The 23,936-nt window shown below is 47.4% G+C and carries 21 protein-coding genes and 1 pseudogene; 8 read left to right on the plus strand and 14 right to left on the minus strand.

All coding sequences use genetic code 11. The features are described from left to right. Positions 1-35: 35 nt before the first annotated feature. The 6 genes from QMA13_RS28435 to QMA13_RS28460 all read right to left on the minus strand — a co-directional run bounded on the left by QMA13_RS28435 (position 36) and on the right by QMA13_RS28460 (position 6,601). Positions 36-614 carry an LOG family protein gene (locus QMA13_RS28435; protein WP_282943612.1) on the minus strand — a complete coding sequence of 193 codons (579 nt, stop codon included), beginning with the start codon at positions 612-614 and terminating at the stop codon, positions 36-38. Positions 615-843: 229 nt separating this feature from the next. Then, positions 844-2,139 carry a Gfo/Idh/MocA family oxidoreductase gene (locus QMA13_RS28440; protein WP_282937037.1) on the minus strand — a complete coding sequence of 432 codons (1,296 nt, stop codon included), beginning with the start codon at positions 2,137-2,139 and terminating at the stop codon, positions 844-846. Between the two features lie 208 nt (positions 2,140-2,347). Further along, positions 2,348-2,638: a MerR family transcriptional regulator gene (locus QMA13_RS28445; protein ID WP_282937038.1), complete on the minus strand. Its 291-nt coding sequence runs from the start codon at positions 2,636-2,638 to the stop codon at positions 2,348-2,350. 175 nt (positions 2,639-2,813) lie between these two features. Then, positions 2,814-3,509: a response regulator transcription factor gene (locus QMA13_RS28450; RefSeq protein WP_282937039.1), complete on the minus strand. Its 696-nt coding sequence runs from the start codon at positions 3,507-3,509 to the stop codon at positions 2,814-2,816. Between the two features lie 90 nt (positions 3,510-3,599). Further along, complete coding sequence (locus tag QMA13_RS28455; RefSeq protein WP_282937040.1) at positions 3,600-5,543, minus strand: DUF2334 domain-containing protein; 1,944 nt, start codon at positions 5,541-5,543, stop codon at positions 3,600-3,602. Positions 5,544-5,833: 290 nt separating this feature from the next. Then, complete coding sequence (locus tag QMA13_RS28460) at positions 5,834-6,601, minus strand: class I SAM-dependent methyltransferase (RefSeq protein ID WP_282937041.1); 768 nt, start codon at positions 6,599-6,601, stop codon at positions 5,834-5,836. A gap of 214 nt (positions 6,602-6,815) precedes the next feature. On the opposite strand from QMA13_RS28460, the gene QMA13_RS28465 reads away from it, so the two are divergent. From QMA13_RS28465 to QMA13_RS28480, 4 genes and pseudogenes are all read left to right on the plus strand, one after another. Further along, positions 6,816-7,580 carry a YwaF family protein gene (locus QMA13_RS28465; protein WP_282937042.1) on the plus strand — a complete coding sequence of 255 codons (765 nt, stop codon included), beginning with the start codon at positions 6,816-6,818 and terminating at the stop codon, positions 7,578-7,580. Between the two features lie 45 nt (positions 7,581-7,625). After that, a complete protein-coding gene (locus QMA13_RS28470; protein WP_282937043.1) occupies positions 7,626-7,781 on the plus strand; it encodes a hypothetical protein in 156 nt (51 codons plus the stop codon). Between the two features lie 230 nt (positions 7,782-8,011). Next, positions 8,012-9,027: pseudogene (locus QMA13_RS28475) on the plus strand (ArsB/NhaD family transporter); the annotation flags it as partial. A gap of 57 nt (positions 9,028-9,084) precedes the next feature. Further along, positions 9,085-10,644, plus strand: a complete 1,560-nt coding sequence (locus QMA13_RS28480) for an ATP-binding protein (RefSeq protein ID WP_282937044.1) — start codon at positions 9,085-9,087, stop codon at positions 10,642-10,644. A gap of 81 nt (positions 10,645-10,725) precedes the next feature. Here QMA13_RS28480 and QMA13_RS28485 read toward each other — a convergent pair whose 3' ends face one another. The 3 genes from QMA13_RS28485 to QMA13_RS28495 form a co-directional block, all read right to left on the minus strand. Then, positions 10,726-10,941 (minus strand): hypothetical protein, encoded by a 216-nt coding sequence (locus tag QMA13_RS28485; protein WP_282937045.1) that lies wholly within the window; start codon positions 10,939-10,941, stop codon positions 10,726-10,728. A gap of 203 nt (positions 10,942-11,144) precedes the next feature. Further along, complete coding sequence (locus tag QMA13_RS28490; RefSeq protein WP_282937046.1) at positions 11,145-13,040, minus strand: PrkA family serine protein kinase; 1,896 nt, start codon at positions 13,038-13,040, stop codon at positions 11,145-11,147. Between the two features lie 194 nt (positions 13,041-13,234). Further along, entirely contained in the window at positions 13,235-14,563 is a 1,329-nt protein-coding gene (locus QMA13_RS28495) for a sn-glycerol-1-phosphate dehydrogenase (protein ID WP_282937047.1), read from the minus strand. 114 nt (positions 14,564-14,677) lie between these two features. Here QMA13_RS28495 and QMA13_RS28500 point away from each other — a divergent pair, with 114 nt between their 5' ends. Together QMA13_RS28500 and QMA13_RS28505 are read left to right on the plus strand one after the other, a co-directional pair. Beyond that, on the plus strand, positions 14,678-15,517 hold the full coding sequence (locus QMA13_RS28500; protein ID WP_282937048.1) for a DUF2161 domain-containing phosphodiesterase: 840 nt from the start codon (positions 14,678-14,680) through the stop codon (positions 15,515-15,517). 174 nt (positions 15,518-15,691) lie between these two features. Then, complete coding sequence (locus tag QMA13_RS28505) at positions 15,692-16,561, plus strand: polysaccharide deacetylase family protein (protein ID WP_282937049.1); 870 nt, start codon at positions 15,692-15,694, stop codon at positions 16,559-16,561. 17 nt (positions 16,562-16,578) lie between these two features. Here the strand turns inward: QMA13_RS28505 and QMA13_RS28510 are convergent, their stop codons facing one another. Continuing rightward, complete coding sequence (locus QMA13_RS28510; RefSeq protein ID WP_282937050.1) at positions 16,579-17,502, minus strand: NAD(P)/FAD-dependent oxidoreductase; 924 nt, start codon at positions 17,500-17,502, stop codon at positions 16,579-16,581. Between the two features lie 170 nt (positions 17,503-17,672). Here QMA13_RS28510 and QMA13_RS28515 point away from each other — a divergent pair, with 170 nt between their 5' ends. Together QMA13_RS28515 and QMA13_RS28520 are read left to right on the plus strand one after the other, a co-directional pair. Continuing rightward, positions 17,673-18,167: a hypothetical protein gene (locus QMA13_RS28515; protein WP_282937051.1), complete on the plus strand. Its 495-nt coding sequence runs from the start codon at positions 17,673-17,675 to the stop codon at positions 18,165-18,167. Positions 18,168-18,288: 121 nt separating this feature from the next. After that, positions 18,289-18,825: a hypothetical protein gene (locus QMA13_RS28520; protein ID WP_282937052.1), complete on the plus strand. Its 537-nt coding sequence runs from the start codon at positions 18,289-18,291 to the stop codon at positions 18,823-18,825. A gap of 66 nt (positions 18,826-18,891) precedes the next feature. Here the strand turns inward: QMA13_RS28520 and QMA13_RS28525 are convergent, their stop codons facing one another. The 4 genes from QMA13_RS28525 to QMA13_RS28540 all read right to left on the minus strand — a co-directional run bounded on the left by QMA13_RS28525 (position 18,892) and on the right by QMA13_RS28540 (position 23,788). Then, positions 18,892-20,163 carry an MFS transporter gene (locus QMA13_RS28525; RefSeq protein WP_282937053.1) on the minus strand — a complete coding sequence of 424 codons (1,272 nt, stop codon included), beginning with the start codon at positions 20,161-20,163 and terminating at the stop codon, positions 18,892-18,894. 428 nt (positions 20,164-20,591) lie between these two features. Beyond that, complete coding sequence (locus tag QMA13_RS28530) at positions 20,592-21,893, minus strand: ABC transporter substrate-binding protein (protein ID WP_282937054.1); 1,302 nt, start codon at positions 21,891-21,893, stop codon at positions 20,592-20,594. A gap of 174 nt (positions 21,894-22,067) precedes the next feature. Next, positions 22,068-22,904 (minus strand): carbohydrate ABC transporter permease, encoded by an 837-nt coding sequence (locus QMA13_RS28535; RefSeq protein ID WP_282937055.1) that lies wholly within the window; start codon positions 22,902-22,904, stop codon positions 22,068-22,070. After that, a complete protein-coding gene (locus tag QMA13_RS28540) occupies positions 22,904-23,788 on the minus strand; it encodes a carbohydrate ABC transporter permease (RefSeq protein WP_282937056.1) in 885 nt (294 codons plus the stop codon). Before QMA13_RS28540 ends, QMA13_RS28535 begins: the two co-directional genes overlap by 1 nt. Positions 23,789-23,936 lie beyond the last annotated feature (148 nt).

Below are 23,936 nucleotides of genomic sequence, written 5' to 3' on the forward strand. Positions count from 1 at the left end.
CGTCAAAAAGTAGCAACTTTCGGTTCTGGATTGCTTTAAGTTAATTCCACCCATTTTTGCCCCTGCTTTACGGGAACATAGTTAATGAGCTTGTCCACGAGGAGTTCTGGATCGGACTCAACGACGAGCAGCCCGAGATTTTCCTCTCGCATAAACCCTTCCTTCACCGTATGCTCCAGCATGGCGATGAGGGGATCATAAAATCCGCGTACATTCAACAAGCCTATGGGCTTCTTGTGAATGCCGATTTGTGACCAGCAAGCAGCCTCGAACAGCTCCTCGTAGGTACCTAGACCGCCGGGCATACTGATGAACGCATCGGATAAGTCGGCCATCAGCTTCTTCCGCTCATGCATGGACCCTACCTCATGGAATTCGGACAACCCGGTGTGGGCAATTTCGCCACGGAACAAGCCGCTTGGCATAACCCCTATCGCTTGTCTACCCATGGAAAGTACTTTATCCGCAACGCGACCCATCAAACCGATACTAGCTCCGCCATAGACCAAATCAATGCCACGAGCGACAAGCGCCTCTCCGAGACCGATGGCCGCGTCCTCATAATCAGAGTGGTTCCCTGGATTGGAACCGGAAAATACGCAAATACGGTGAATATCGTTCATAGTGACCTCCTGGTACGAATACTACCTAAGAATACGGTAAATGATAAATTTAGCCCCTAATTTGACCATCCTACGATTATACCAAAGAAAGGATATCCGAACATCAAAATAGATTATATTTTTGATATAACTAAATGTTTACCGTTTACCGTACTCCAGACCATAGTTCGTTTTTAACCGGAAGATCCAACGACATTAGTTCGTTAACCTGTTTTTGGAATCAACCTTTTTTCATCACTTCAAAAATAATCGATCGAAGCGGCTGATCACTGTTATTCTCCAGCCCATGCTTCCACCAAGGCTTGTTCAATATAATGTCTCCTGCCTTGACCTGGCGCTGCTCTCCGTTAACCGTCATAATGCCGGTGCCCTCCAGAATGATATACACTTCTTCATCTTCACGATGGCCGTGGTACCCAATGGATGCGCCAGGCGGGATTTCGCTATACCCCATGAACATAATAGGCGTGTCAAAATCTTCTTTGGAAAACAGCCGTTTACCGTAAGTTAAGCCTTTCCCATGGTGGCTGACACCCGGTTCGCCGAACTCCGCCTCCAAATAATTGCGTACGATCATCGGACCATAGCCCCAGCTTGAAGAAGTATCTACCATTTGATTCTGCTTAAGAGATTCCCTTGTATAATGGGCCAACGCTTGGTTACGCAAATAATCTTTGGCACTCGTTTCCGCCTCGCGATTTTCCTCCAGCGCTTGCAAAAATTCACTGAAGGGTCCAGGAGCTTCCACTTCGCTAAAATCGTCGAAATGCGTGGTCTCTCCGTCTTTGGTCAAATAAATTTGATTGTCGATCAGTTCAAGACATCCTTCCGTTCCTTCGATCCGCCAATTGCCGGACCAATCCGTAGGCTTGCCCTTGGAACGTGTCGAGCAGGTGAATGTCGCGGTAATTCCTGCTTGCATGTCCATCACGATATGAAGCTGATGACGGTACGTAGCGAACACTTTACCGACCTCACGCCCTGTTAAGTAACGCACTAAATCAAAATGGTGAACAACAAGCTCCTCCAGAACGTCCAGCTTATCCTGCAGCGGTCTGTCGGAGCTCCGGTAAAATTCGCCGTCTACTGTAAGAATGGCTCCAATGCTCCCAGCATCCAGCAGCTGCTTCAGCTTTCTTACGAATGGGAAGCGGCGGTAATTTTCCGCAATCATATAAGGGATTCCTTCGTTATCAGCCCTCTCTACCATTTCCTTGGCATCCTCGTAATTATCGGCAATCGGCTTTTCGCTAAATACAGGAAGCTTATGATCGAAGGCAATTTGATTAATTTCTTTATGTACCTGCCTTGGGGTGACATTCAACAATATATCCGGTTTTTCCTGATTAATCGCTTCCGTAATCGAAGTATAGAAAGGCACTCCATCTTCTTCGATCTTGCTTCGTTTGCTCTCGTCCCTATCAGCAACCACCAACGTTACCTCACTGTATTGATTGCGAAGCCTCCGGTACCATCCAGAACCGAATCCTCCCAGCCCAACTAAAAGCGCTTTCATTCCAAACCCTCCCGCAGCTTCAATTTTGTACAAGGTACAAATTCATCATAGGCATGCGAAGCAAAATAATCAATCCCTTTTTCCTAAGCCAAACAGCCCTCTTCCTAATTAATAGAAAGGGGCTGCTTTCAATCACAGCTGAGACAGATATTCTCTAATGAGTTGACGAACCGCCCACCAGGTGTATTCTAACTAGATGCTTCTTCAATCACAAGGAGCCTCGGTTCACCGTCCCCCATCTTTGAGAGCGTCCTCTTTCATTTCTAAACCGTTTCTTCTCCAACTGCTGAATGTCATGGGTCTGAAAGCCTTCATCCATGCGTTCTGCAATTTCCACTAGCTTCTCGACATCTCCAAAAGAGTACAGTCGTGTCCCTCCCTTTGTCCGATCGGGGAAGAGTAATCCTCGTTCCTCATAGTATCGAATTTGCCTTACCGATAATCCGCTCAATTTGCTTACCGTTCCGATGCTGATGACTTTCTTCTCCGATAGTGACATAACTGCACCTCCTTATAGTCCACAAATGATACTTATATGTTAAATTATATAACATTAAATAAGAAAACATAGTGAAGATAGGACTATTTCACAAGGTGCTTCAAAGCTTTTTTTGTCATATCTCCTCGAAAGCAAAAAAAACCTGATCGGAATGTTACAATCCGTACCAGGCACGTTACATATATATAAATTTGTATCCGACTCCGTGTACATTGATAATATGTTTCGGGTTGGCAGGATCGCGCTCGATTTTTTTACGCAGATTACTGATATGCACAATGATTGTCCGCGTATCGTTGAAAATTTCTTGTCCCCATACTTCCCTAAACAGCTCTTCGCGAGTGATCGTTCGTCCGGAATGCCCTGCCAAATAACTCAGCAGCTCATATTCTTTTTTGGATAAAAGGATTTCCTCGCCATGGACCTTGACCGTACGGCTCACTGTATCGATCTCTGTTGCGCCGAAGCGCAGCTTGGTGGATGGGTCCGTATTCGAGGTCAACAAATGCGGGCGTCTTAAATTGGCTTTGACTCGAGCGATCAGCTCATTCGGACTGAAGGGCTTCGTGATATAATCGTCACCACCAATAGCCAATCCGTTAATTTTATAATGCTCCTCTGACTGACAGCTTACGAAAATAATCGGTGCCGAAGAAAAATCGCGCACTTCCTTACACACTTCAAAGCCGTCTTTTCCCGGCAGCGCAATGTCCAAAATAATGAGATCCGGTCGCATTGTCTGAATGAGGCCTATCGCATCGTCACCTCGATCTGTCCACGCCACATGAAACTGATTTGCTTCCAAGTAAAGGCGCATCAGCTCCCGAATCTCCGGGTCATCCTCTACGATGAATATCGTTTGATCTATCACGAATCCTAACACCACCAAAAAAAAAGATCGTCACTGATTGATACAAGTGTTCAAAAAGAAAACCCGGCGATGCCGCCAGGTCGTCCTTTTTTATTTGCTTTCAAAGGAGAGGGCTGTATCTAAAAATCCGTCCTGACGGTCAAACAATCCAATGTCGCTTTTCCCATTTCCGTCAAAATCATGAATAATGAGCTTCGATCCCGGCTTTCCCCAAGGGCCAAAGGTAGACAGGAGCTGGTATTCATTATCACCTTTGCCTAAATAAACGGTGAAACGCATGGTTTCCGGATTCCAGCGAAGTACATCCTCCTTGCCGTCTCCGTTAAAATCACCTAATCGAATTTCTCCTGATTCATCGGGTACATTCAATTGAACCTTCTTGGATCTCCACTCCAATGATAACTTGTCAGCTGAAAGCTCCAAGCCGTTTATCGTATTCGGACGTGAAAGAAACAGGACCTTCTCGCCGTCGCTCACCGTCCGCTGTTGAAGCTCATTTTTCCACTCGTTTTTCATTGCGTAAGGCTTCATCGCCTTAGCCTCACCCTTGGTGACATAAAAGCCGTTTACCTGCATACGGTCCGAGGAAAGTCCGGCAAGGACCACATCGCCATTTGCTTGCTGAATCACTTGTAGATTCGCCCAACTGCGAGCCTCTGTTTTCCAACTGCTTTGCAGAACGAATCGTTGGCCGTCCGATACGTAACGTTCAAGCTTGCCATTAGGCTGTACAACCCACAGACTAGCATTCTCACCTGCTTTTTTATCGCTGACGGCAGCAGCAGCTCCATTAGTATAGGTGATATTAGCCCATACGGTAGGCGTTCCCTGAGGCTCATTGCGCAAGCCCTTGAAGGAGCCCGGCGTAACGGTGATCACTCCGTTTTTCACATCCCATACAACCATGTCGGCCTGCCCGTCACCCGTTACATCAGCGACCATAGGCTTTTTCTGCTCTGGGGGCTTCCCTTGCCCTTGCTGCACTTGTCCCTGTCCCGATGCGGTTCCATTCCATTTTATGCTCTGCGCCGGCGTGAACGGAACGTAGTCCTGAATCGAATAAAACACATACCGTTTGGCACGAATGCCAGTAATGAGCTTTTGCAGCAAGCTCTTATCCTGGTCCGGATATTTGTATTCCGGCAGGCCGTCTCTTATTACCGGTTGACCGTCCTCATCCATAACGGGAATTAAATATTTGAATTCAAGAAAAGGATGATAAAAGAACGAATTGATGTTGTTCGTCTTGCCTAATCGGTCAATAATCACTTTTTCATCTTTATTATAAGGAATGTAGTCAAAAGGCGTAGGCACATAAGCTGAGCCTATACTCGTCTCACCATATTTTTCATTACGAATGTTCATGTATTGTGCAGTTGGAGCATTACGGCTCACCTGCACATCCGCCTGATAATTCAAACCGAAATAAGAACGAAACAGCTCATCCTGCTCCGCAGTGGATCGATAATGCGGCGATTCCCAAAATTGCGGGGTCAACCCAGCTTTGTTCAATATAGCCAAGCCCGCTTTCAAACGCGGTTCCGCAAATGCAGCCGACATGGTCGATACCTCTCCAGGTTCGTCAAATTCGTTGCCGATTCCCGATTCATGATGTCCGTCGTCGCGACGTACATTCCCAACCTGATGCGTATAGCCATGCATTCCTAGAACCGCTCCGTCTTGAACGGCCTGCTTCAGCAGCATCTGATAGGCAGCAACATAAGGATTATCGGTCTGATCCAACGATACGTCATAACGTGAGCCGTCCGCAGGATAGTCAAGCCAACGCGGTATGACGGCAAGGTGATAGGCCACATGCTGATCCCGCAAATACTCCATAACCGCCCTAAGCTTACCTAGCTGCTCTATGGATCCATATTGCCCTCCCGGCCCGATATCCTCCAACCGCATGAGCACAAAACGGGGATTGCTTGATTCCCCTTCGACCTTAATATGATACGAGGTAAACATCATAAAAATAATAAGTCCTGAAATTGCATAACGCAGCCATTTAGAACGAGATATGGCGGACATCCAGTCATCGTGCTCCCTTCTTGCTGTACAAAATGGAAAGGCCTGTTATCACAGAAACGCTTTCAATTTTGCCTAGGATGATTGTATCAGATTTCTGCTTCGGCGAATATTGTTTTCTTTCAAAAAATAAAGCGTTTTCAACATGAAAATATAGCCATAATAACCCCACAAAGTGGAGCCTTTAGCTTCGAAGTGGATTCAGGTACTTGCGGGGATCCCAAAAACTTATAAACTGCTTATACGTAAAAAAAGCAGTCTGCGCAGCAGACCGCTTCCTGACTACCTCCCTGTTACTTCAATACCGCCGCAAACCGTAGCCTCCGGTAATCTGCAGTCCAATAACTTCCGTTAAACAGCTCTTGACGTAGAATCGAGCAGCATTGAATATAAGCCTCGCGTTTGTGCTCCTCCGTCAATCCGACGAAAAACATCCCCGCAAATGTATTCAGCCAATGGATCATCCCTTGCTCACCGTCAACCAGTTCTGTAGGCCGATCGAATAACTCCATGTACCGAACCTCGAAACCATGCTGCTCCAGCAATCCGCTATACTCGCCGATGGTTGGAAAATACCACGGATTACGTTCCTCGGCATCGATGCCATCACGTTTCAGCACTTCGGCAATGGCCCGGTAGATACGTTCCACGTTTCCGCTGCCTCCGAATTCGGCTACGAATCTGCCTCCCTTGCGAAGAGCCAACTGAACGGAACCGATTACCTGCTCTGGCTGCTTCATCCAATGAAGTGCGGCGTTGGAGAATACAGCGTCGAATTTCTCCTGGAGCCGGAACGTATGGGCGTCAGCCGTATCGAACTGAAGCTCAGGATATTTGCTTCGAGCCTGATCCACCATTTCCTGAGAGCTATCGATCCCCCGGCAGTCGGCTCCGAGGCGTGCAATTTCGTCTGCTAAATCACCGGTTCCGCAGCCTAAATCCAATATCCGCTCACCTGGCCTTGGTGCAAGCAATTCTACACCCCCTTTGCCAAGTCTCGATACAAAACCGATTTTGGTATCATAAAACGACGCATTCCACTGCTGCCTATTTTCATTCATCTTCAATCCCGCTCCTCTCTTGTCTGTTCCTATTTTATTATGCAGCATTAAGCTTATTACATGAAATATATAAAACAAATGATTTTTATAGTTAATACCTATAAGAATATTTTCTTTACTGCATGGTACTAGTCAAAGTTAGTACTTATGCGCTTTCCTCTTCATCGCTACACTACAAGTAAATCCATCATTTTACATGGGGGGGCAGGAAGGGATGAATCCTCATTGGAATCCGTTGGTTGACGAAACGTTCTTAATGTTTTCGCCATCTCATCTTATAGCCATCGTTTTATTAGGTCTTATCGGAGTGTCTCTTTATTTATGCAGAGTAAAAATACGGGAGTCCTTGATTCTTCAATCCTTTATCCGATGGGGAATCATTTTGTCTTTAGCCGTTCCAGAATTCATTTTGAACATTTGGTACGTACAGCATGGACTGTGGAATATCAAAACAACACTGCCTTTGGAGCTATGCAGCATTATGCTCATCCTTTCCGTCATCATGCTGCTGACTGACAGCCGCCTGTTGTACGGCTTCGTATTTTTTGCAGGCGTCGGTGGAGCTCTACAAGCCATCGTTACACCTAACCTTGGGTATCCGTTTCCGCACTTCCTGTTTTTCCACTTTTTCATCGTTCACATCGCCATAATCGCTGCTGCCCTATATATGACCTGGATCCAACAGTATAAACCGGATTGGAAAGACATAGTTCGGACTATGATTTTTCTTAATGTGCTCGTTGTAGCTGTTGGTGCTTTGAATTATAAGCTCGATACCAACTATATGTTCCTTATGCACAAGCCGTCGACCGCATCCCTCCTCGACCTTTTAGGCCCCCATCCCTACTATCTCCTGGCTGAGGAAGCGATAGCATTAGGTATGTTTTCCATTATGTATCTGATGTGCTTCGCCATTCGCGGCAAACGAAAACAATCAAAAAAAGGAATGGATCAACTCGACGATACCCCACATGAATAATATCGTAATCCTTGGAAAAAATACCCTTCAGGAAGGAGGGGTACTATGCCGAATTCAACTAATAAATCAACGCAGCAGGATGAAGATACGACTCCTGCAGCAGAAAGCAAGAGCACAGAACAGAACGCCAATCCTGGCATTGACTACACCAAAGATTTCATCTGGGGCAGTGATCAAGACGAGTACGTCGATGAGTCCTGACAAAGCTCTTGGAATCGAGACACAAAATATGTTCAATAGTTCAAAGTCCGCCCTCCGAGGCGGCTTTTTATTTTCTATTTTTTTCCACAAATTCAGTAAAAAACGTCCAAAAATTTACGATGTTATCAGCCCCAACATATAAAATCGGTTTTTGCTAATTATTGCATTTACTTCTGAAATCTTAAAAGGATATAATGAATTCATTGTGTTTATTTAGCCGGAGGATCCGTCATGCAACACTTACATTCGTTGCCTTAATTGTAATCTCATTAGTTCTGGACGAGCTGGGCTTTTTTGAATGGTCTGCTCTGCATATGGTACGTTTGTCCCGAGGTAAAGGTATTCGGCTATTCTTGTTCACGATTCTGCTTGGAGCCATAGTGTCCTGCTTCTTCGCTAACGATGGAGCCGCATTGATTCTGACCCCTATCGTCTTAGCACAAATGCGGGCCCTCAAGCTTCCCAGCCTCACTGTGCTGCCCTTTGTCATGGCCAGCGGCTTCATAGCCGATTCCACCTCGATTCCGCTAATAATCAGCAATCTGGTTAATATCGTATCTGCGGATTTCTTCCATATATCCTTCTCTGACTATGCGTTGACGACGATGCTTCCTAACGTATTCTCTCTGATCGCTAGCATCACCGTCCTTTACTTATATTATCGCAGGCATATTCCCGCTGTTTATGACGGATCGCTTGCTCATACACCTCGAGAAGCTATTAAAAGCATTCCGATGTTCAAGCTTTCCTGGTACATATTAGGCGCACTTTTACTAGGGTATCTGTTCGGTGAAACGCTGGGCATTCCGGTCAGTTTGATCGCATGCTTCACAGCTTTGGTGCTTGTGTGGACCACCCATCGCTCCAAGATTATGAATGCTAATAAAATGCTGAAGGAAGCGCCGTGAATGGATCGATTCGTTTGCCGCATACGGCTTATTTGCTGCCGCAATAGGGATGGGCTTCCTATCGGTGATGCTGTCCTCGGTCATGAACAATCTCGATTGATACGACGCACACAAGCGGCACGATTAAAGAAGCCTTGATTTACGCTAATGTGGTCGGCTACGATTTGGGGCCCATAATCACTCCTATCGGTTCTTTGGCAACCTTGATCTGGGTTCATATTTTATCGCGAAAAGGCGTTAACGTTAGCTGGGGGTATTACTTGAAAGCAGGCGTTATTTTAACGATACCCACTCTGTTCATTACACTACTCAGACTTTATATACGTCTATCGTTTTAACACAAATGCTGTTCCAATATTAAAGAAATGATGTAGGTAGGCAGGTGAACCAAAAACATGCAAAAAATTCCCGTCACCCGAGACGGTAAAAAAGGCTCCGATATTATGATCGTGCATTCCGATGACGTAGTCAAAATCGAATGCTTGAGAGATAAGGAGTACGTAATCCATACCACCAATGAAAAATATTATTGGACTGCCTCTCTGGAAGCTTTCGAGGAATGGATGTATGAGGAAGGCTTCAGGCTGATCGACCAGATGAACGTCGTTAATATGAATCATGTGACCGGTTACGATGTCAAGAAAGGCATTGTTTATTTAAGCACCGATCAGGAGAGTCCCTCGAAGACAGCTTCGGCTGCCTGGATTCATAAGGATCATATCACCAACGTGCAAACCATGATCGGTGAAGTGAAGAAACTCGATAAGAGCAGCGAGCCGGACGAGTTTCAGAACGATATCTTCGATTCCATTTTAGCTCAGGAGGAAGATAGCCGTTTTGCCCGATCCTATGCGATGATACAAGCCATTTATGAGAAGAAAAAGGCGGAGAAAAAGCTCGAGCAAAGCGAACAACGCTATAGATCCCTGTTTCAGCACAATCCCGACCCAATCTGCTCGTTCGATAGCTACGGCTACTGTACCAGTGCCAATCCAGCTTTATTCCAAATGACCGGCTACACGGAAGAAGAACTGCTGAACAAATCCATTCATCATCTTATTGTGCCAGAGCATACAACCCGGTGGCAGGAGCAGTTTGCTGGCACCCTTTGCGGACAAAATCATCAATATGAAATCACCTTTTTACATAAAAACGGCAGTGCTGTTGAATTGAGTGTTCTGAACGTGCCCATCGTAGTCAATGGACAAATGAAGGGCGTTTATATGATAGGTAAAGATATTAGCGAGCGGAAACGAGCTGAGGAAATGCTGCTCCGGTCCGAAAAACTATCGATTGTAGGTCAATTGGCTGCCGGTGTTGCTCACGAAATCCGCAATCCGCTCACTTCACTCAAAGGCTTCGTACAGCTAATGCAAACGAAAATTTCAGGCTTCGAGTCTTATTTCAACATTATGATGGACGAGCTCGACCGGATCAATTTTATCGTAAGCGAGTTTTTAGTAATCGCCAAGCCGCAATCGCTGCGCGCTCAACCGCGTGATGCTGCACAAATATTACAAAACACGGTTGCTCTGCTCAGTTCACAAGCCATGATACATAATGTAAAGCTGGTTATGAAAATCGACCCCTCACTTCCAAATATCAATTGTGATGAGAATCAGATTAAACAAGTGTTCATCAACATTTTAAACAACGCCATTGATTCGATGCCCGAGGGCGGAGAGATCGTAATGGAGCTTTGTGCTCGTGACGATAAACTGCTGATCCGCTTTTCCGATCAAGGCTGCGGAATCCCTGAAGAACGAATTCCACGGCTCGGCGAACCGTTCTATACGACCAAGGAAAAGGGTACCGGCCTGGGCTTGATGGTAACCTATAAAATTATTGAAAACCATGGCGGCCGTATGGAAATTAGCAGCGTTGTGGATGAAGGAACCGTTGTTGAAATAACGATGCCTGTTTATCGAAGAGAAAACCTCCAACTAAGAGGATAAGAGCTGAAAAAAGCCTTCGGTCCCCACTTTTCTGTGGTTCTGAAGGCTTTTAACTGTTCCTATGGCCGTTGAACAGTGTGATCAATAATAGGGATAAGAGTATGGATACGGATAGTAAGGGTAGGGATATGGATGCGGATATTGATAATATCTTCCATCGTCAGTTACAACAATAGGTACGATGAAAGGATTATAATAGCCTCCTCCAAGGAAATATTCCCCATGTCCCCCGTGAAATCCTCCTCCATAACCAACAGGCTGAATTTCTTCTTCATTTTCGAATTGAGTGTTCGTCATTCGGTATTCTCCCTCTTTCCGTAAGTAATATAGGCATCTGTCATAATGTAAGTATATGTGGGTAAGCCCAAGAGGGTGTTCGCCTATATAGAAAATGGGCGAATACCTAATCGACATTCTCTCAATCAAAAAACAGTAAGAGCCATCAATGGATGGCCCCTCTAAGTACACTCCTATTTATTTAGGGCACTTCGGCGCGCCTATTATCGGTTCAACAAACTGCCTACATATCTCAGCAATTCATTGGCCGAAGCCGTAGTATAGCCGTGCTCCTCAACGAGCCTCTTAATAACCTCGTTGATCCTCTTCAATTGATTTTCGTCCGGCGTCTTGGTTGAAGTCGTAATTTTCACGATATCCTTCAAATCGGCAAACAGCTTCTTCTCAATCGCTTCACGCAGCCGTTCATGACTGCTGTAATTGAAACGATGTCCTTTACGCGAATAAGAGGACATGCGGATCAAAATTTCTTCACGGAACGCTTTTTTGGCATTTTCCGAAATCCCGATTTGCTCCTCAATGGAACGCATCAGTCTTTCATCCGGATCCATCTCCTCGCCGGTTAACGGATCTTTAATCTTGCCCCAGTTACAATAAGCCTCGATGTTGTCGAGGTAGTTGTTGAACAACGTTTTGGCTGACTCCTCGAATGAGTAAACGAATGCTTTCTGAACTTCCTTCTTGGCCAGCTCGTCATATTCCTTGCGGGCAACGGAGATGAAGTTCAAATAACGCTCACGCTCTTCCTTTGTAATGGAAGGGTGTTGGTCCAAACCGTCCTTCAGCGCTCGCAGCACATCCAGTGCGTTAATAAATTCCAAGCCTTGACGTATCAATGCGCTCGATATTCTATTGATAACATACCGTGGATCTATACCGGACATGCCTTCTTCCAGGTACTCGTTTTGCATTTCTTTCAAATCCGCTTCCTTGAACCCTTCGACCTCTTCCCCATCGTACATGCGCATTTTTTTGACGAGGTCCATCCCCTGCTTCTTTGATTCCTTCAAGCGAGTCAGAATCGAGAAGATCGCTGCTGCCCGCAAGGAATGCGGTGCAATGTGAACGTGAGACATGTCGCTTTGCCGGATCAGCTTCGTATAGATTTTTTCTTCCTCCGACACCTTCAAATTGTAAGGGATCGGCATCACGATCATCCGCGACTGAAGGGCTTCATTCTTCTTGTTCGCGATAAATGATTTATACTCGGATTCGTTCGTATGAGCAATGATCAGCTCATCCGCCGAAATAAGGGCAAACCGTCCCGCCTTGAAATTCCCCTCTTGAGTCAACGACAGTAAATTCCACAAAAATTTCTCATCACACTTCAGCATTTCCTGGAACTCCATAATACCGCGGTTTGCTTTATTCAGCTCCCCATCGAATCGGTAAGCTCGGGGGTCGGATTCGGACCCGAACTCTGTGATCGTCGAGAAATCGATGCTGCCCGTTAAGTCAGCAATATCCTGGGACTTTGGATCCGATGGGCTGAAGGTACCAATCCCCGTCCGGTTATCCTCCGAGATCAATACACGTTCCACCAGAACATCTTCAATGCGTCCATGGTATTCAGTTTTCAGGCGCATTTGACATGATGGGCACAAGTTTCCCTCGATCTTGATCCCAAACTCCTCTTCCACCTCGTACCGCAGCTCCTGCGGTATCAAATGCATCGGCTCTTCATGCATCGGACATCCTTTGATAGCGTAGACCGCGCCTTGATCCGTACGCGAATATTGTTCCAGCCCTCTCTTAAGTAACGTAACGATCGTCGACTTCCCGCCGCTGACCGGCCCCATCAGAAGGAGGATACGCTTACGCACATCCAGGCGTCTAGCCGCTGAGTGGAAATATTCCTCGACCAATTTTTCGATGGCCGTATCAAGACCGAATATTTCCTTTTCAAAGAAATGATACCTGCGCTTGCCGTTATCGTTTCCGATGCCTTGCGATGCGATCATCTCGTAAACACGGGAATGCGCCGTCATCGCCAAATGCGGGTTCTTACGAACCAAGGCGATATATTCGGCAAAGGTTCCGGTCCAAGCTAGTCTGTCGGTTTCTGTGCGGTAATCTGAAATTTTCTTGAATATGTCCATGAGTTAACCTCCTCCGTACGGTGCATTTGCGGTCACAACATCAAAGAAACGAAGTGTATTAAATAATTATGCAAGGCACGGGGATAAGTTGCCCGAAATTTTAGACAAAAACAAAAAACAGCGGCGAGCCGATTCCTTGAGGACACCTTTCATAAGTACGTCCATGGAATCGCTACCGCTGTTATTGTGAGGGCTTAGAGCCATTGTCCAAGCCGCATGATCGTATATCGATTGCGCACATACATAGCATATTGCAGGCTCTCCTGCAAAAGCTCTTCCTCAACACCGAGCTCCTCTATCGTGGTTGGACCTCCGACTCGCTGCAGAGCTTCTGCCAAGACTGCAGCGGATGGTACGCTCCGACAAACGGTATGAACTGCATCCCAGCGCTCGATGATGCGCTGGGGCAGCTCCTCGTCCCACGAGGAAGCGGAGCCTGCCTCGAGTCCATTCTCGGCCACCACCTGATCGGCGATGGTACCGTAGCCCTTCTGAATCTGAGCGTACATGCGCTCAGGAGTAGGAACATCGCCGCTAGCTTGTTTAGCGGCGATGGCTTCAGCGGCCGCTTCCTTCGTAAGGGAAGCGGCCGACTCATACAGCGCGGCCATCTTGACGGCCGCGACACCGACCTTGGCGCCATGCAGCAGGGCGCGGCGCCGCTCTTGAATGAACCGCATCTCCCAATAATGGGAGAGATGATGCTCTCCGCCGGAGGCCGGCCGCGAGTTGCCGACAAGCAGCATGGAGATGCCTGACAAGGTCAGGCCCTCCATCAGCTTGCGGACGCCGAGTTCCGTCCCGGCTGCAATATCTTCGGCATGGTCGACGCACAGCGCGAGACCTTGCCGGGTCATTTCGGCGGCGAGCTCGCAGTAGGGCTCGCCGAACAGCACTTGCCCGAGCTGCCAATCGGCGAGCGAGGTGTACTTGCCCAGCATGTCGCCGAAGCCTGCGGCGATCATGGCTTGGGGTGACTTGGCGAGTATGGCCAAGTCCGCAAATATTGCTTCCGGCGGCATAGCCGGAATCGTTTGTTTGAAGCCGCCGACAATAAGCGGCGCTCCGACCGAGGCGAAGCCGTCCACCGACGGGGCTGTCGGCACGGAGAGAAATGCACGGTTCGTCCGGTGTGCGACGAAACGAACCGTGTCGTGGATCGTGCCCGAGCCGACGGCCACGATCGCCTGCGCCGACGGCGTCACGTGCAGCATCAGCTGCACGATGACGCGCTCGTCGGCGGCGAGCTCCCCGTGCTCGTCTTCCGCGAGCACGCACAAACGCGCCTTCAGCTGTGCCGCTTCGCACAGCTGCAATAGCTCCCGGCCTGCCGCTTCCAGCGTGTGCCGGTCGGCAACCACCAGGAGCTCGCTATAACCTCGCTCCTGGGCATACGGCGCGAGCTCCGCCAGCGCGCCGCGCTCTATAACTACTTTGTGGATCGGAGCCGAATGCTCCTTTCCACAATCACATATAAATCGTTTTCCCAACCACGACTCTATTCGACCGGCCTGTTCTATCATGCTTATTTCCTCTCTACTAATGCAAGTCTTTTGGATCTATCTTATCAAAACTATGCTATAATGAACATTAATTTTACAGTAGAAACGAACCCGTTCTAAAGGAGACGAACCGCTGTGGCGATCAAAACCGAGACGGAGCTATATGCGCCGGTCAAAAGCTTCTTCGAGCAGCAGGGCTACCATGTCCGGGGCGAAGTCCATCACTGCGACCTTGTCGCTATCCGTGACGAAGAGCCTCCTGTCATCGTCGAGCTGAAAAAAAACTTCTCGATTCCTCTGCTCCTTCAAGGTATCAACAGGCTTCGCTTAACACGACAGGTGTACGTTGCCTTTGAAATGCCGAATAAAAACCGCGCACCGCACGGTGCGACCTGGCCTGAGCTGCGCAAGCTATGTCAGATGCTCGGGGTCGGTATGATGACCGTACAATTTTATAAACGCAAAAAACCGCAGGTCACTATAGAATGCCATCCTCCCGCAGCAGCGTCATCCAAACAAGACATGCTGCCCCTAGCTCCCATTCTGGAGAGCTTTACGGAACCGACCGATTACACTGCCGCTGTGGAAGCAAATGCTTCTCCCGCTGCTCCTGCCGTACGGCCTCGCCATAACAAACGAGCCGCCGAGCGAATTGTACGGGAATTTAAGGAACGGCGCGCCGATTATAACGTAGGAGGCAGCAGTAAGCGCAAGCTCGTCACCTCTTATCGGGAAAAAGCGCTTCATATGGCGCACCTGCTTCAGCTGAACGGACCGATGAGTCCGCGCAAACTGCGCGAACAAACGAGCATTCCAAATGCCGCAAGCCTGCTGCAAAAAAACTATTACCGTTGGTTTCAGCGTGTCGAGAGAGGTATTTATTCAGTGACACCAATCGGTGAAGAAGCACTGCAAACCTATGCTCATGTGGTGGAGCAGCTGGAGCCGCCTAAACCAGTTTCCATCCCTACATAATTCCCCCTCCTCCATCAGCTCTCAGTCATCATCCTCATGTGTCATGCGGCGCTCGGGGGGACGCCGCCTCCTATACATCCTATGCCCAAATGGTTAATGCATACAAACAGACATATTCCCATCTAGCTCCTTATATAAATAGAGTAGTAGATTTCTAAGCAAAGGAGTCTGTCTATGAATTCAACAGAGCTATTATGTATGCGTTCCCAATCGATTCGCGCCTTACTGCGTCACGGCTTTCTTGTTGTTAGCTGCTGGCTTGCCATGCTCTCCGTCGTATGGAGCTGCCTGACCCCGTCTGTCTTCGCTCAAACGGACGAAACTGCCTTCCTACAGCAGGAAACCGGCAAGGTCAAGGCAGGTGACACCCGTCCCGTCAAACCGCCACCGCCCATTCCTGTGCTCAATTACCACAGCATCACCGTCGATCCCGGTAATCGTGCCACCATTACCCCGGAGAAGTTCGAAGCTCAAATGATCTATTTAACCGATAATGGCTATACACCTTTGTCGTTAGAGCAGTTTATCGACATTTTGGAAGGTAGCGAGAGTGCTCCCGACAAACCGGTGCTCCTCACCTTTGACGATGGCTATGCCGATAATTACGAGCATGCGCTTCCGCTGCTCAAGAAGCTAGGTTTTCACGCTACTTTATTTATGTCTCCCGGCATGGTCGAGGATGGCTATTTTCTTAACTGGGACCAGATCAAGGAAATGCATGAAGCCGGCTGGGATATTCAGCCTCATGGTATGACTCATCCGCATCTGCCGCTTATAAAGAAAGACAAGCAAGAATACGAAATCACCGAAGCCAGGCGTCAGATCGAAGAGCAGCTGGGATCAATTGCCGATGTGTACTGCTACCCTTACGGCGAATGGAATCAAACAACCCTCAAGATTCTTAAGGACCATGAATTCCGATATGCGTTCACGATCGAGCAAGGAATGACTACCTCCAAGCAAGAGCCTTTCAAGCTCACTCGGATTTTCGTCAATGGAGAAGAGTCCATTGAGAAGTGGATAGCCAGATTGGCACCCAATTAATGCAGCACCGGCTGCTCTTAATTTCGTTTCAAAAGCTCTTTATGAATCCATATAGCCGCCTGTGAGCCTTCACCCATCGCAATCGTCACTTGCTCCGCGTGCACGCCTACATCTCCGGCAGCCCAAACCCCCGGCACATTCGTCATCTTGGACCGGGGGTCGGCGGAGATATGACGATTCTCAAGCCGTTCCACTCCAAGCTGGGCTGCCAAATGGGATTGAACCTCATTACCGCCAAAAGCGATAAACCCTCGTTCCCCCTCCACTATCCGCCCATCCTCTAAGCGAATGCCGTTGAAATCACCGCTCTGCGTAACCAACACCTCTGCTAAGGGATGGTCAATCACCAGAATCTCTTTTTCCTTCAATTGCTCCTGCAAATCGGTGGAAACAGATGACTTGGTCGATTCATGATTAATAAAGACAAGCTCCTTAGTCCAATAGGATAAAGTCAGCGCCATGGAGGCTCCCACATTACCCGCTCCGAGCACAATCGTTTTTTTGCCGCTCACCTCATATCCGTCACAATCCGGACAGACGTAAACCGTCAATCCGAGACAGCCTTCCAACCCCGGCAGCTGAGGAAAACGATCTGTTAGACCCGTAGCCAAAAGCAGCGTCGCCGCCCTCAGCTCCTGCCGCCCTGCTTTGGTTTGCACTTCGAATCCGCCTTCCACCGCACTCAGCCCAATAACTTCATCGTTCATGAAATGCACACCTAGCCGCTCAGCATGCAGCCGGCCAAGTCGTCTAAGCTCCGGTCCCGATACGCCATCCGGCCATCCCAATACATTATGATAGCACTGGCACAACGTCGATCTGCCAACGCCTTTATCTATAACGAGCGTTCTATGCTTGTATCTCCCCAACTGAATCGCTCCCTGAAGACCAGCTATCCCGCCCCCAATGATGATGCAGTCGTATTCTTCTTGCCTAGTCACCTTCCATAAACATCCCTTCGCAACGATTTTTTCCATAGGTTAACCAAGCTGAGAAGGGTCCATGCATTGGAAGTATCAAATCTGGATTTTACAAAATCTTCAAAAAAAAAGGCAAGCGACTCAACCCAGCATCCATGCGTCATTATCATTGTGAAAGGATGGGATGAGAAATGAGTAAAAAACGGAACAATCTTATAATTGTATTTGGCATCATGCTTGCCTCCATGGTATTTGTAGCACAAGCTCACGCTAATCTGTTTGTCGGCAGCCTAGTCATACTAAAGGACTCTCCGATGTATGATGTCAGCAGCCTGTCTCAGGAGCCTGTTGGAATAGTTTCCGCACCCCAGCAGGTGAGCGTTAAGGATACACTTCCAAAACAAGAGGATGGTGATATCGAATGGTTCTTGGTCGAGACTTGGCTTGGCGACAAATGGATTCCGGCATCCGATAAAGTAGCAACCGGAAGTTATCACACGGAGGATAGAGACATTACTCTGGTTCAGGAGACAAGACTCTTCGACTTGCAGCAGAGCTATGATCCGACAGACCTGATGATTCCGCCACAGAAAGTAAAAGTTCTCGGTACTTATACTACGCTTCAACTACAAGGCGCTCAATGTCACTTCTCTAGCCTTAAGCCAGCATACGTGGTATCAGATTGAGACCAGCTATGGAATCAAATGGATCGCAGAACCTTTCATTCCTGAAAACGTTAAAGCTGCTAGCGTATCCTTCGATGTTGTTCTTACTGAACCTGCCGTTGTATTTCCTTATCCTACCCAAATGAAGGAACAGCAGGAGACACTGCCGCCCGATACTGTTCACGCTAAAGCACTGTGGAAACCCGGAAATCGTCCTTTTGACAATTCTATGTGGTTGAAGATCGAGCTCCCTCAAGGAGATCGTTGGCTTCTTTGGAACAAGGAGCTTGGAATGAAAGTGAAGCTTCCGACGGAGGCACGACTGTTTAATCAACCCTCTGAGGCAGGGGAAATCGGCTGGCTGCCTCCAGGCAATTATGATATTGTCGTGAATTCGGGAGAATGGTCCTGTATAGAAACCGATTCAGGCAGAGTATGGCTTCGTACGAGCCGCGTACTCCTGGAGAAGCCCCTCGACGTTCAGGCAGTAACGAACTTAATCGATGTGAAGACCCAAACCATCACGTACCGTTTTCCAATCAAGGATGAAGTGAAGCATCAAGCCGGCTATTACGCCCCTCAGAAGGTTCAGGCCAACGGCAAATGGATTTCCGACACCGGAGAAATATGGTACCGGTTCGAGGGAAAAGAAGGTACAGAATGGATCCTGAGCTCGTAGGCAGTTTCCTCATACGAAAGAAGAGCTGCATCTATACGACGAGCTCTTCTTGTTTCTACTATTCTTTTAGGTATCCTGCTTCTCCGCTTCAATCTCCGGGACACGCTCAAGCAGCCACACCATCCCTATTTGGGTTATAGCAGCGAAGAACAATACCCATGGAAGCAGCTCATTTCCGCTATATCTGGTAATAAGAATCAGAGCTAGAATCGAAACTACCCGCCCAAAGTTAAGGAACGTCTCCCGCATAACAACCGACTCTACTCTCAACTGCCCTTTTAACGGAAGCGCTCCGATCAGACGGAAGTAGAAGGAAGTTATCGTATTCCCTTGCAGTGGTGAGCAAATAGAGTAAAGCACCATGAACAAGATGACCGTTAACAAGGTGAGCTTCCATAAGATAAATACAGTTCCCAGAACGTACCCTACAGTAGATATAATCAAGAACTTGCGCGCCCGGTCTTCCCGTCCATAACGGGTTAGGACCATGCCCATTCCTATGCTCAAGGTTGCATATAGAACGCCCAAATAGCCTACTAGATCCTCCCTGCCAACGATCTGAAACAATAATATATTCGGCAAAAACAGCATGATTCCCTGAAACAGCCCCATAACCCAGAAGCCAATCAGCGATTTGAACCAACGCTTGTTTTTATTCATCAGCAATCCAACGAATTTTAAATAATAAGCTTTATGATGAGATACTTTCGTTTTAATTTTTAAGCTTCCTAATGTGGCGATCAGGAACATGAAAAAGGCGATGGAGAACACGATTGTGTATCCCTGCAGTCCATCGTTTTGCCGAATAATAAATCCCGCCAATGCAGGCCCTATCAAACCGGCCAATGTGAACACGATCATATTGATAGCCAAGTACCGAATCCGATTTTTCTCTGTGGACACATCGTACATTAAGGTCAAGTACCCTGCCCAGTAGAAAGAACCAGCTGCACCTCCAAAAATCGCGAACAGCACATAGTAATCTACGACCTTCTCCTGTGCAAACACAACGATCAGATAAAACAAGGCAATTAGCCCGATGCCGATACGGTAGGACACCATGCGGTCTTTCCGCTTGATGATGAAGCCTCCGAGCGCAAACGCCAATGGCGCTATGCCATAGTTGACAATATAATACATGCCGTTAATCCACAAGCTCTCGGTCAATCGCCACAAATACAGGGTCAAAAAAATCCCAGACATGGAGGCCCCGAACTGAAAGCAAAAGTGAATAAATAAGGATACGATCGCATCCCTGGATAACCGCTTATCCTCAGGTAAATACCGTTTTTTTGCCACATACCATTGCTTGCTACCCGAAATAAGCCTTGTTATCATGTCCATCCCCCGTCACCATCTGGCCGCTAATCATACTCATTGTAACAGCGATACCCCGCTTCTGTTAAACGGACACAGCCGCGCCAAAACCCGACGTAAGCACATGTGAGCGGATTTAGCATTGGTTTTACTGGCTAATCATTCCTTGATAGCTATTTCGTCCCCATTGCTTCCTAATGCTCGCTTTGCTGTAAAATAGTTCCCCCTTCCGGTGGGGTATCCCCTTCGATCCGGTAGGATATCCCCTTCCAGCCACTGTTGTTATCGGGAAATTTTCAATTCATTGCTTTACAGCGGGTATTTCCCGATAACAAAGGCGGCCGCTATCGCTCCTCCAGGGGACACCCTACCTCCCCACACAAGTTCCTATTTCAGTTCCTTAACAATCTAAAAGACCCCGGCTTGCGCCGAGGTCTGAGTTAGGAATATTATTTTTTCAGGCTATCCCAAGTTTTTTGGAATTCGTCCAGCATTTGATCCTTCGTTTTTTGCTTAGCAACGTAGGCTTGCATCGCAGCGGCGAACTTCTGGCTGCTCGCTTCTCCGCCCGGGAACTTAAACCAGTTCCAGCTGAGCGTCTTGTTTTCTTTACTGTATTTGATAATATCTGCAGCCAGTGGACCTAAAATTTTCTCGTCTGCCGGAATGTTAGTAAAGGCAGGGATAAACTTGAATTCTTCCGTAATATATTTTTTACCGATATCGGAGCTAACCATCCAGTTAAGGAACTTTTTAGCTTCTTCTTTATTAGGTGAGTTTTTGTTAATAACCCAGTTATTAGGCACGCCGACTGGAAGCTTATCATTCGCTGCCGCATCATCGCTGATCGGCATAGGCAGGAAGCCTACTTTGATATTAGGGTTCGTTTGTGTAATTTGCAGCTGTGTCCAGTTACCTTGCTGCGTCATAGCCGCTTTACCTGTCGCAAACTCAGTAACTTGCGTTTTATAGTCGGTTTGCAGTGGGTTTTTGTTGCCGTATTTCAATTGCAGGTCGAACAGCTTCATCCAATTCTCGAATCCTGCGTTGCCTTGAATTTTAGCCGTACCTTTGTTCAAGCCGTCAATAAATGCATTAGGATCAGGCTGTTGAGCGAATGGAATGTTGACGAAGTGGTTACCCAGCACCCACCACTCTCCATAACCGTTCACGAAAGGCTGAATGCCTTTGTCCTGCAGCTTCTTAGCCGCGTCTTCCAGCTGAGACAACGTCTTAGGCACTTCTGTAATGCCTGCTTGAGCAAATAAGTCTTTATTATACAAGAAGCCATAGCCTTCCAAATTCAGCGGCTGACCGTACAGCTTGCCGTTTTTGGTCATTGGCTCTTTAGCTACAGGTACCATGTCTTTAACCCAAGGCTGATCGGACAAATCTTCCAGATGCTCGATCCACTTATCCAGGTCGGAGAAACCGCCATTGTTGAAAATATCCGGCTTGTCGCCCGAGTTAAACTTTGCCATCAGCGCTGCGCCATAGTCGGAGCCGCCGCCCACTGTATCGATTTGAATCTTAACCCCCGGGTTCGCTTTCTCATATTCTGCGGCTAACTTAGCCAAAGGCTCGGCGATTTCCACCTTGAATTGGAACATTTTGAGCGTTACTTTTTTGGCACCGGCATCTCCGCCTGTCGTACCTGCTGCTCCTGGTGCCGGGTCGCTCTTCGCGCAGCCAGCTAGCAAGGAGCCCAGCATTACCGTAGTCAAGCTTAATATTGCAATCTTCTTTTTCATTAGAGAAGCCTCCCCTTAAAATTGATGATTTCTATGAAGCGTCTATATCAAATCTTTAGTGTTAACGCCTTTATTGTAAAAAATTATCCCTACTGCGAACACGGACAATATTGAACGAAAAGGTGTAACCTATTGACTCGCTGTACTGGATCCAATCCAAATCCTTATCTACAATTATCCTTTTACCGAGCCTGCTGTGATTCCCTCGATGATATGCTTTTGCATCGCCAGGAAAAACAGAACAATTGGAATGACACCCAGTACCAGCGCTGCGAGCGCTAAATCCCACTGTTTCGTATATTGACCGAAGAAGGAATAGGTCGTTAACGGAATCGTCCGCAAATCCGGACTGTTCAATATAAGCATCGGAAGCAGGAAGTCGTTCCATATCCACAAGCTGTTTAAGAGAACAACCGTTACCGTCATCGGCTTCAGCAGCGGGAAAACAATCTTCCAAAATACGCCCAAAGGAGAGCATCCGTCGACCGTAGCCGATTCTTCCACTTCCATAGGAATCGATTTAATAAATCCATGATACAAAAATACGTTAAGGGAAACGCCAAACCCGAAATAACATATTACGAGACCGGGGATACTGTCCATAAGTCCAACTTCACTGGCTACACGCACCAACGGAATCATGATCGATTGGAACGGGATGACCATCGCTGCAACAAAGGCAAGAAACACTAGATTATTAAAGCGTGACGGAACTCTGACCAACCGATAGGCAGCCAACGAGCTGATCACGACTAGCCCAAGATTACTGAATACGGTAATGAGCAATGAATTCCAGAATGCTTGCGGAAACTTCATGATGCCCCATACTTTCACGTAATTGCTGAAGTTGAGCGACTGCGGCAGGCTTGCTGAGTTAATTAACAGTTCACCGAAGCTTTTCATGGAGTTGACGATAACAAAATAAAACGGGACAAGAAACAGCAATCCAACGATAATACCGATAATTTCTAACGATAACAACCGAAGATTGTAAGTGTGTTTCGCTTCCATTACACTTCAACCTCCTTCTTCTTCGTTGTCCAAACTTGAACCATTGTAATGAGCGCTACTACGATAAAGAATATAAATGCTTTGGCCGTTCCTAGCCCATAACGATTATTACGGAACGCCTCGTCGTAGATGTTAAGCGCAACGGACTGCGTTGAGTTGAACGGACCGCCTTTAGTCAACGAAACGTTGAGATCGTACATTTTGAACGCCCACGAAATCGTCAGAAATAAACAGACAGTGACGGCAGGCATAATGAGCGGAATCGTAATTTGACGAAGCGTTTGCCACCGGTTTGCCCCATCGATATAGGCAGCTTCTACAATATCCTTTGGCACATTCGCCAATGCGGCAATGTAGATGACCATCAAATACCCTGCGGTTTGCCATACGCTTACGATGACCAGACCCCAGAAGGCGGTTGGAGCATCTCCGAGCCAAGGCAGTTGGAAAAATCCGATGTTCGTCGCCTCGCCGATCGTTGCAAACCCTTTTACAAAAATGAACTGCCAGATGAAGCCGAGCAGCAAGCCCCCAATGACGTTAGGCATGAAAAACACGGTACGTAAAATATTACGGGTTTTCAGCGCCTGCGTCAGCAGAAGAGCTAATGAGAAACCGACCAAGTTGGCAAGCACCACGTTCGTTATGGTGAATTTGGCTGTAAACCAGAAAGACGAGTGAAAATCTTTATCGTCCACAATAATTTTTTTGAAATTATCGAGTCCTATCCATTTGATCGTAGAAGTGACTCCGTTCCATTCGGTAAACGAATAATAAATGCTCATCAGAAACGGTACGATCACGATAATGGAGAAAAAGACGAGCGCCGGACCGACGAATACTGTCTGGAGCATCCAATCCGACAAGCGATGCTTAGCTTTCATAGCATCTTTCCCCCTTTTGATAAGTATAACCCTAGTATAGAAACGAATGCGGTTGAAAAACACCGATTATGGTGACCCATCAGGTGGAATTTATTGATATCCCTTGTTACAATAAACTTGGCAATTGCATAAGACCACGAAGGGGGCC

It is taken from the genome of Paenibacillus sp. RC67 (assembly GCF_030020805.1).
Classification (GTDB): Bacteria; Bacillota; Bacilli; order Paenibacillales; family NBRC-103111; genus Paenibacillus_S.

Bases quoted from the DNA above. Each gene is read 5' to 3' on its own strand.
- QMA13_RS28495 (WP_282937047.1), bottom strand. From the start codon at position 14,563: ATGATAGAACAGGCCGGTCGAATAGAGTCGTGGTTGGGAAAACGATTT.
- QMA13_RS28520 (WP_282937052.1), top strand. From the start codon at position 18,289: ATGAAGGAACAGCAGGAGACACTGCCGCCCGATACTGTTCACGCTAAA.
- QMA13_RS28440 (WP_282937037.1), bottom strand. From the start codon at position 2,139: ATGAAAGCGCTTTTAGTTGGGCTGGGAGGATTCGGTTCTGGATGGTAC.
- QMA13_RS28455 (WP_282937040.1), bottom strand. From the start codon at position 5,543: ATGTCCGCCATATCTCGTTCTAAATGGCTGCGTTATGCAATTTCAGGA.
- QMA13_RS28530 (WP_282937054.1), bottom strand. From the start codon at position 21,893: ATGAAAAAGAAGATTGCAATATTAAGCTTGACTACGGTAATGCTGGGC.
- QMA13_RS28525 (WP_282937053.1), bottom strand. From the start codon at position 20,163: ATGATAACAAGGCTTATTTCGGGTAGCAAGCAATGGTATGTGGCAAAA.
- QMA13_RS28490 (WP_282937046.1), bottom strand. From the start codon at position 13,040: ATGGACATATTCAAGAAAATTTCAGATTACCGCACAGAAACCGACAGA.
- QMA13_RS28445 (WP_282937038.1), bottom strand. From the start codon at position 2,638: ATGTCACTATCGGAGAAGAAAGTCATCAGCATCGGAACGGTAAGCAAA.
- QMA13_RS28460 (WP_282937041.1), bottom strand. From the start codon at position 6,601: ATGAATGAAAATAGGCAGCAGTGGAATGCGTCGTTTTATGATACCAAA.
- QMA13_RS28480 (WP_282937044.1), top strand. From the start codon at position 9,085: ATGCAAAAAATTCCCGTCACCCGAGACGGTAAAAAAGGCTCCGATATT.
- QMA13_RS28540 (WP_282937056.1), bottom strand. From the start codon at position 23,788: ATGAAAGCTAAGCATCGCTTGTCGGATTGGATGCTCCAGACAGTATTC.
- QMA13_RS28465 (WP_282937042.1), top strand. From the start codon at position 6,816: ATGAATCCTCATTGGAATCCGTTGGTTGACGAAACGTTCTTAATGTTT.
- QMA13_RS28505 (WP_282937049.1), top strand. From the start codon at position 15,692: ATGAATTCAACAGAGCTATTATGTATGCGTTCCCAATCGATTCGCGCC.
- QMA13_RS28535 (WP_282937055.1), bottom strand. From the start codon at position 22,904: ATGGAAGCGAAACACACTTACAATCTTCGGTTGTTATCGTTAGAAATT.
- QMA13_RS28485 (WP_282937045.1), bottom strand. From the start codon at position 10,941: ATGACGAACACTCAATTCGAAAATGAAGAAGAAATTCAGCCTGTTGGT.
- QMA13_RS28515 (WP_282937051.1), top strand. From the start codon at position 17,673: ATGAGTAAAAAACGGAACAATCTTATAATTGTATTTGGCATCATGCTT.
- QMA13_RS28470 (WP_282937043.1), top strand. From the start codon at position 7,626: ATGCCGAATTCAACTAATAAATCAACGCAGCAGGATGAAGATACGACT.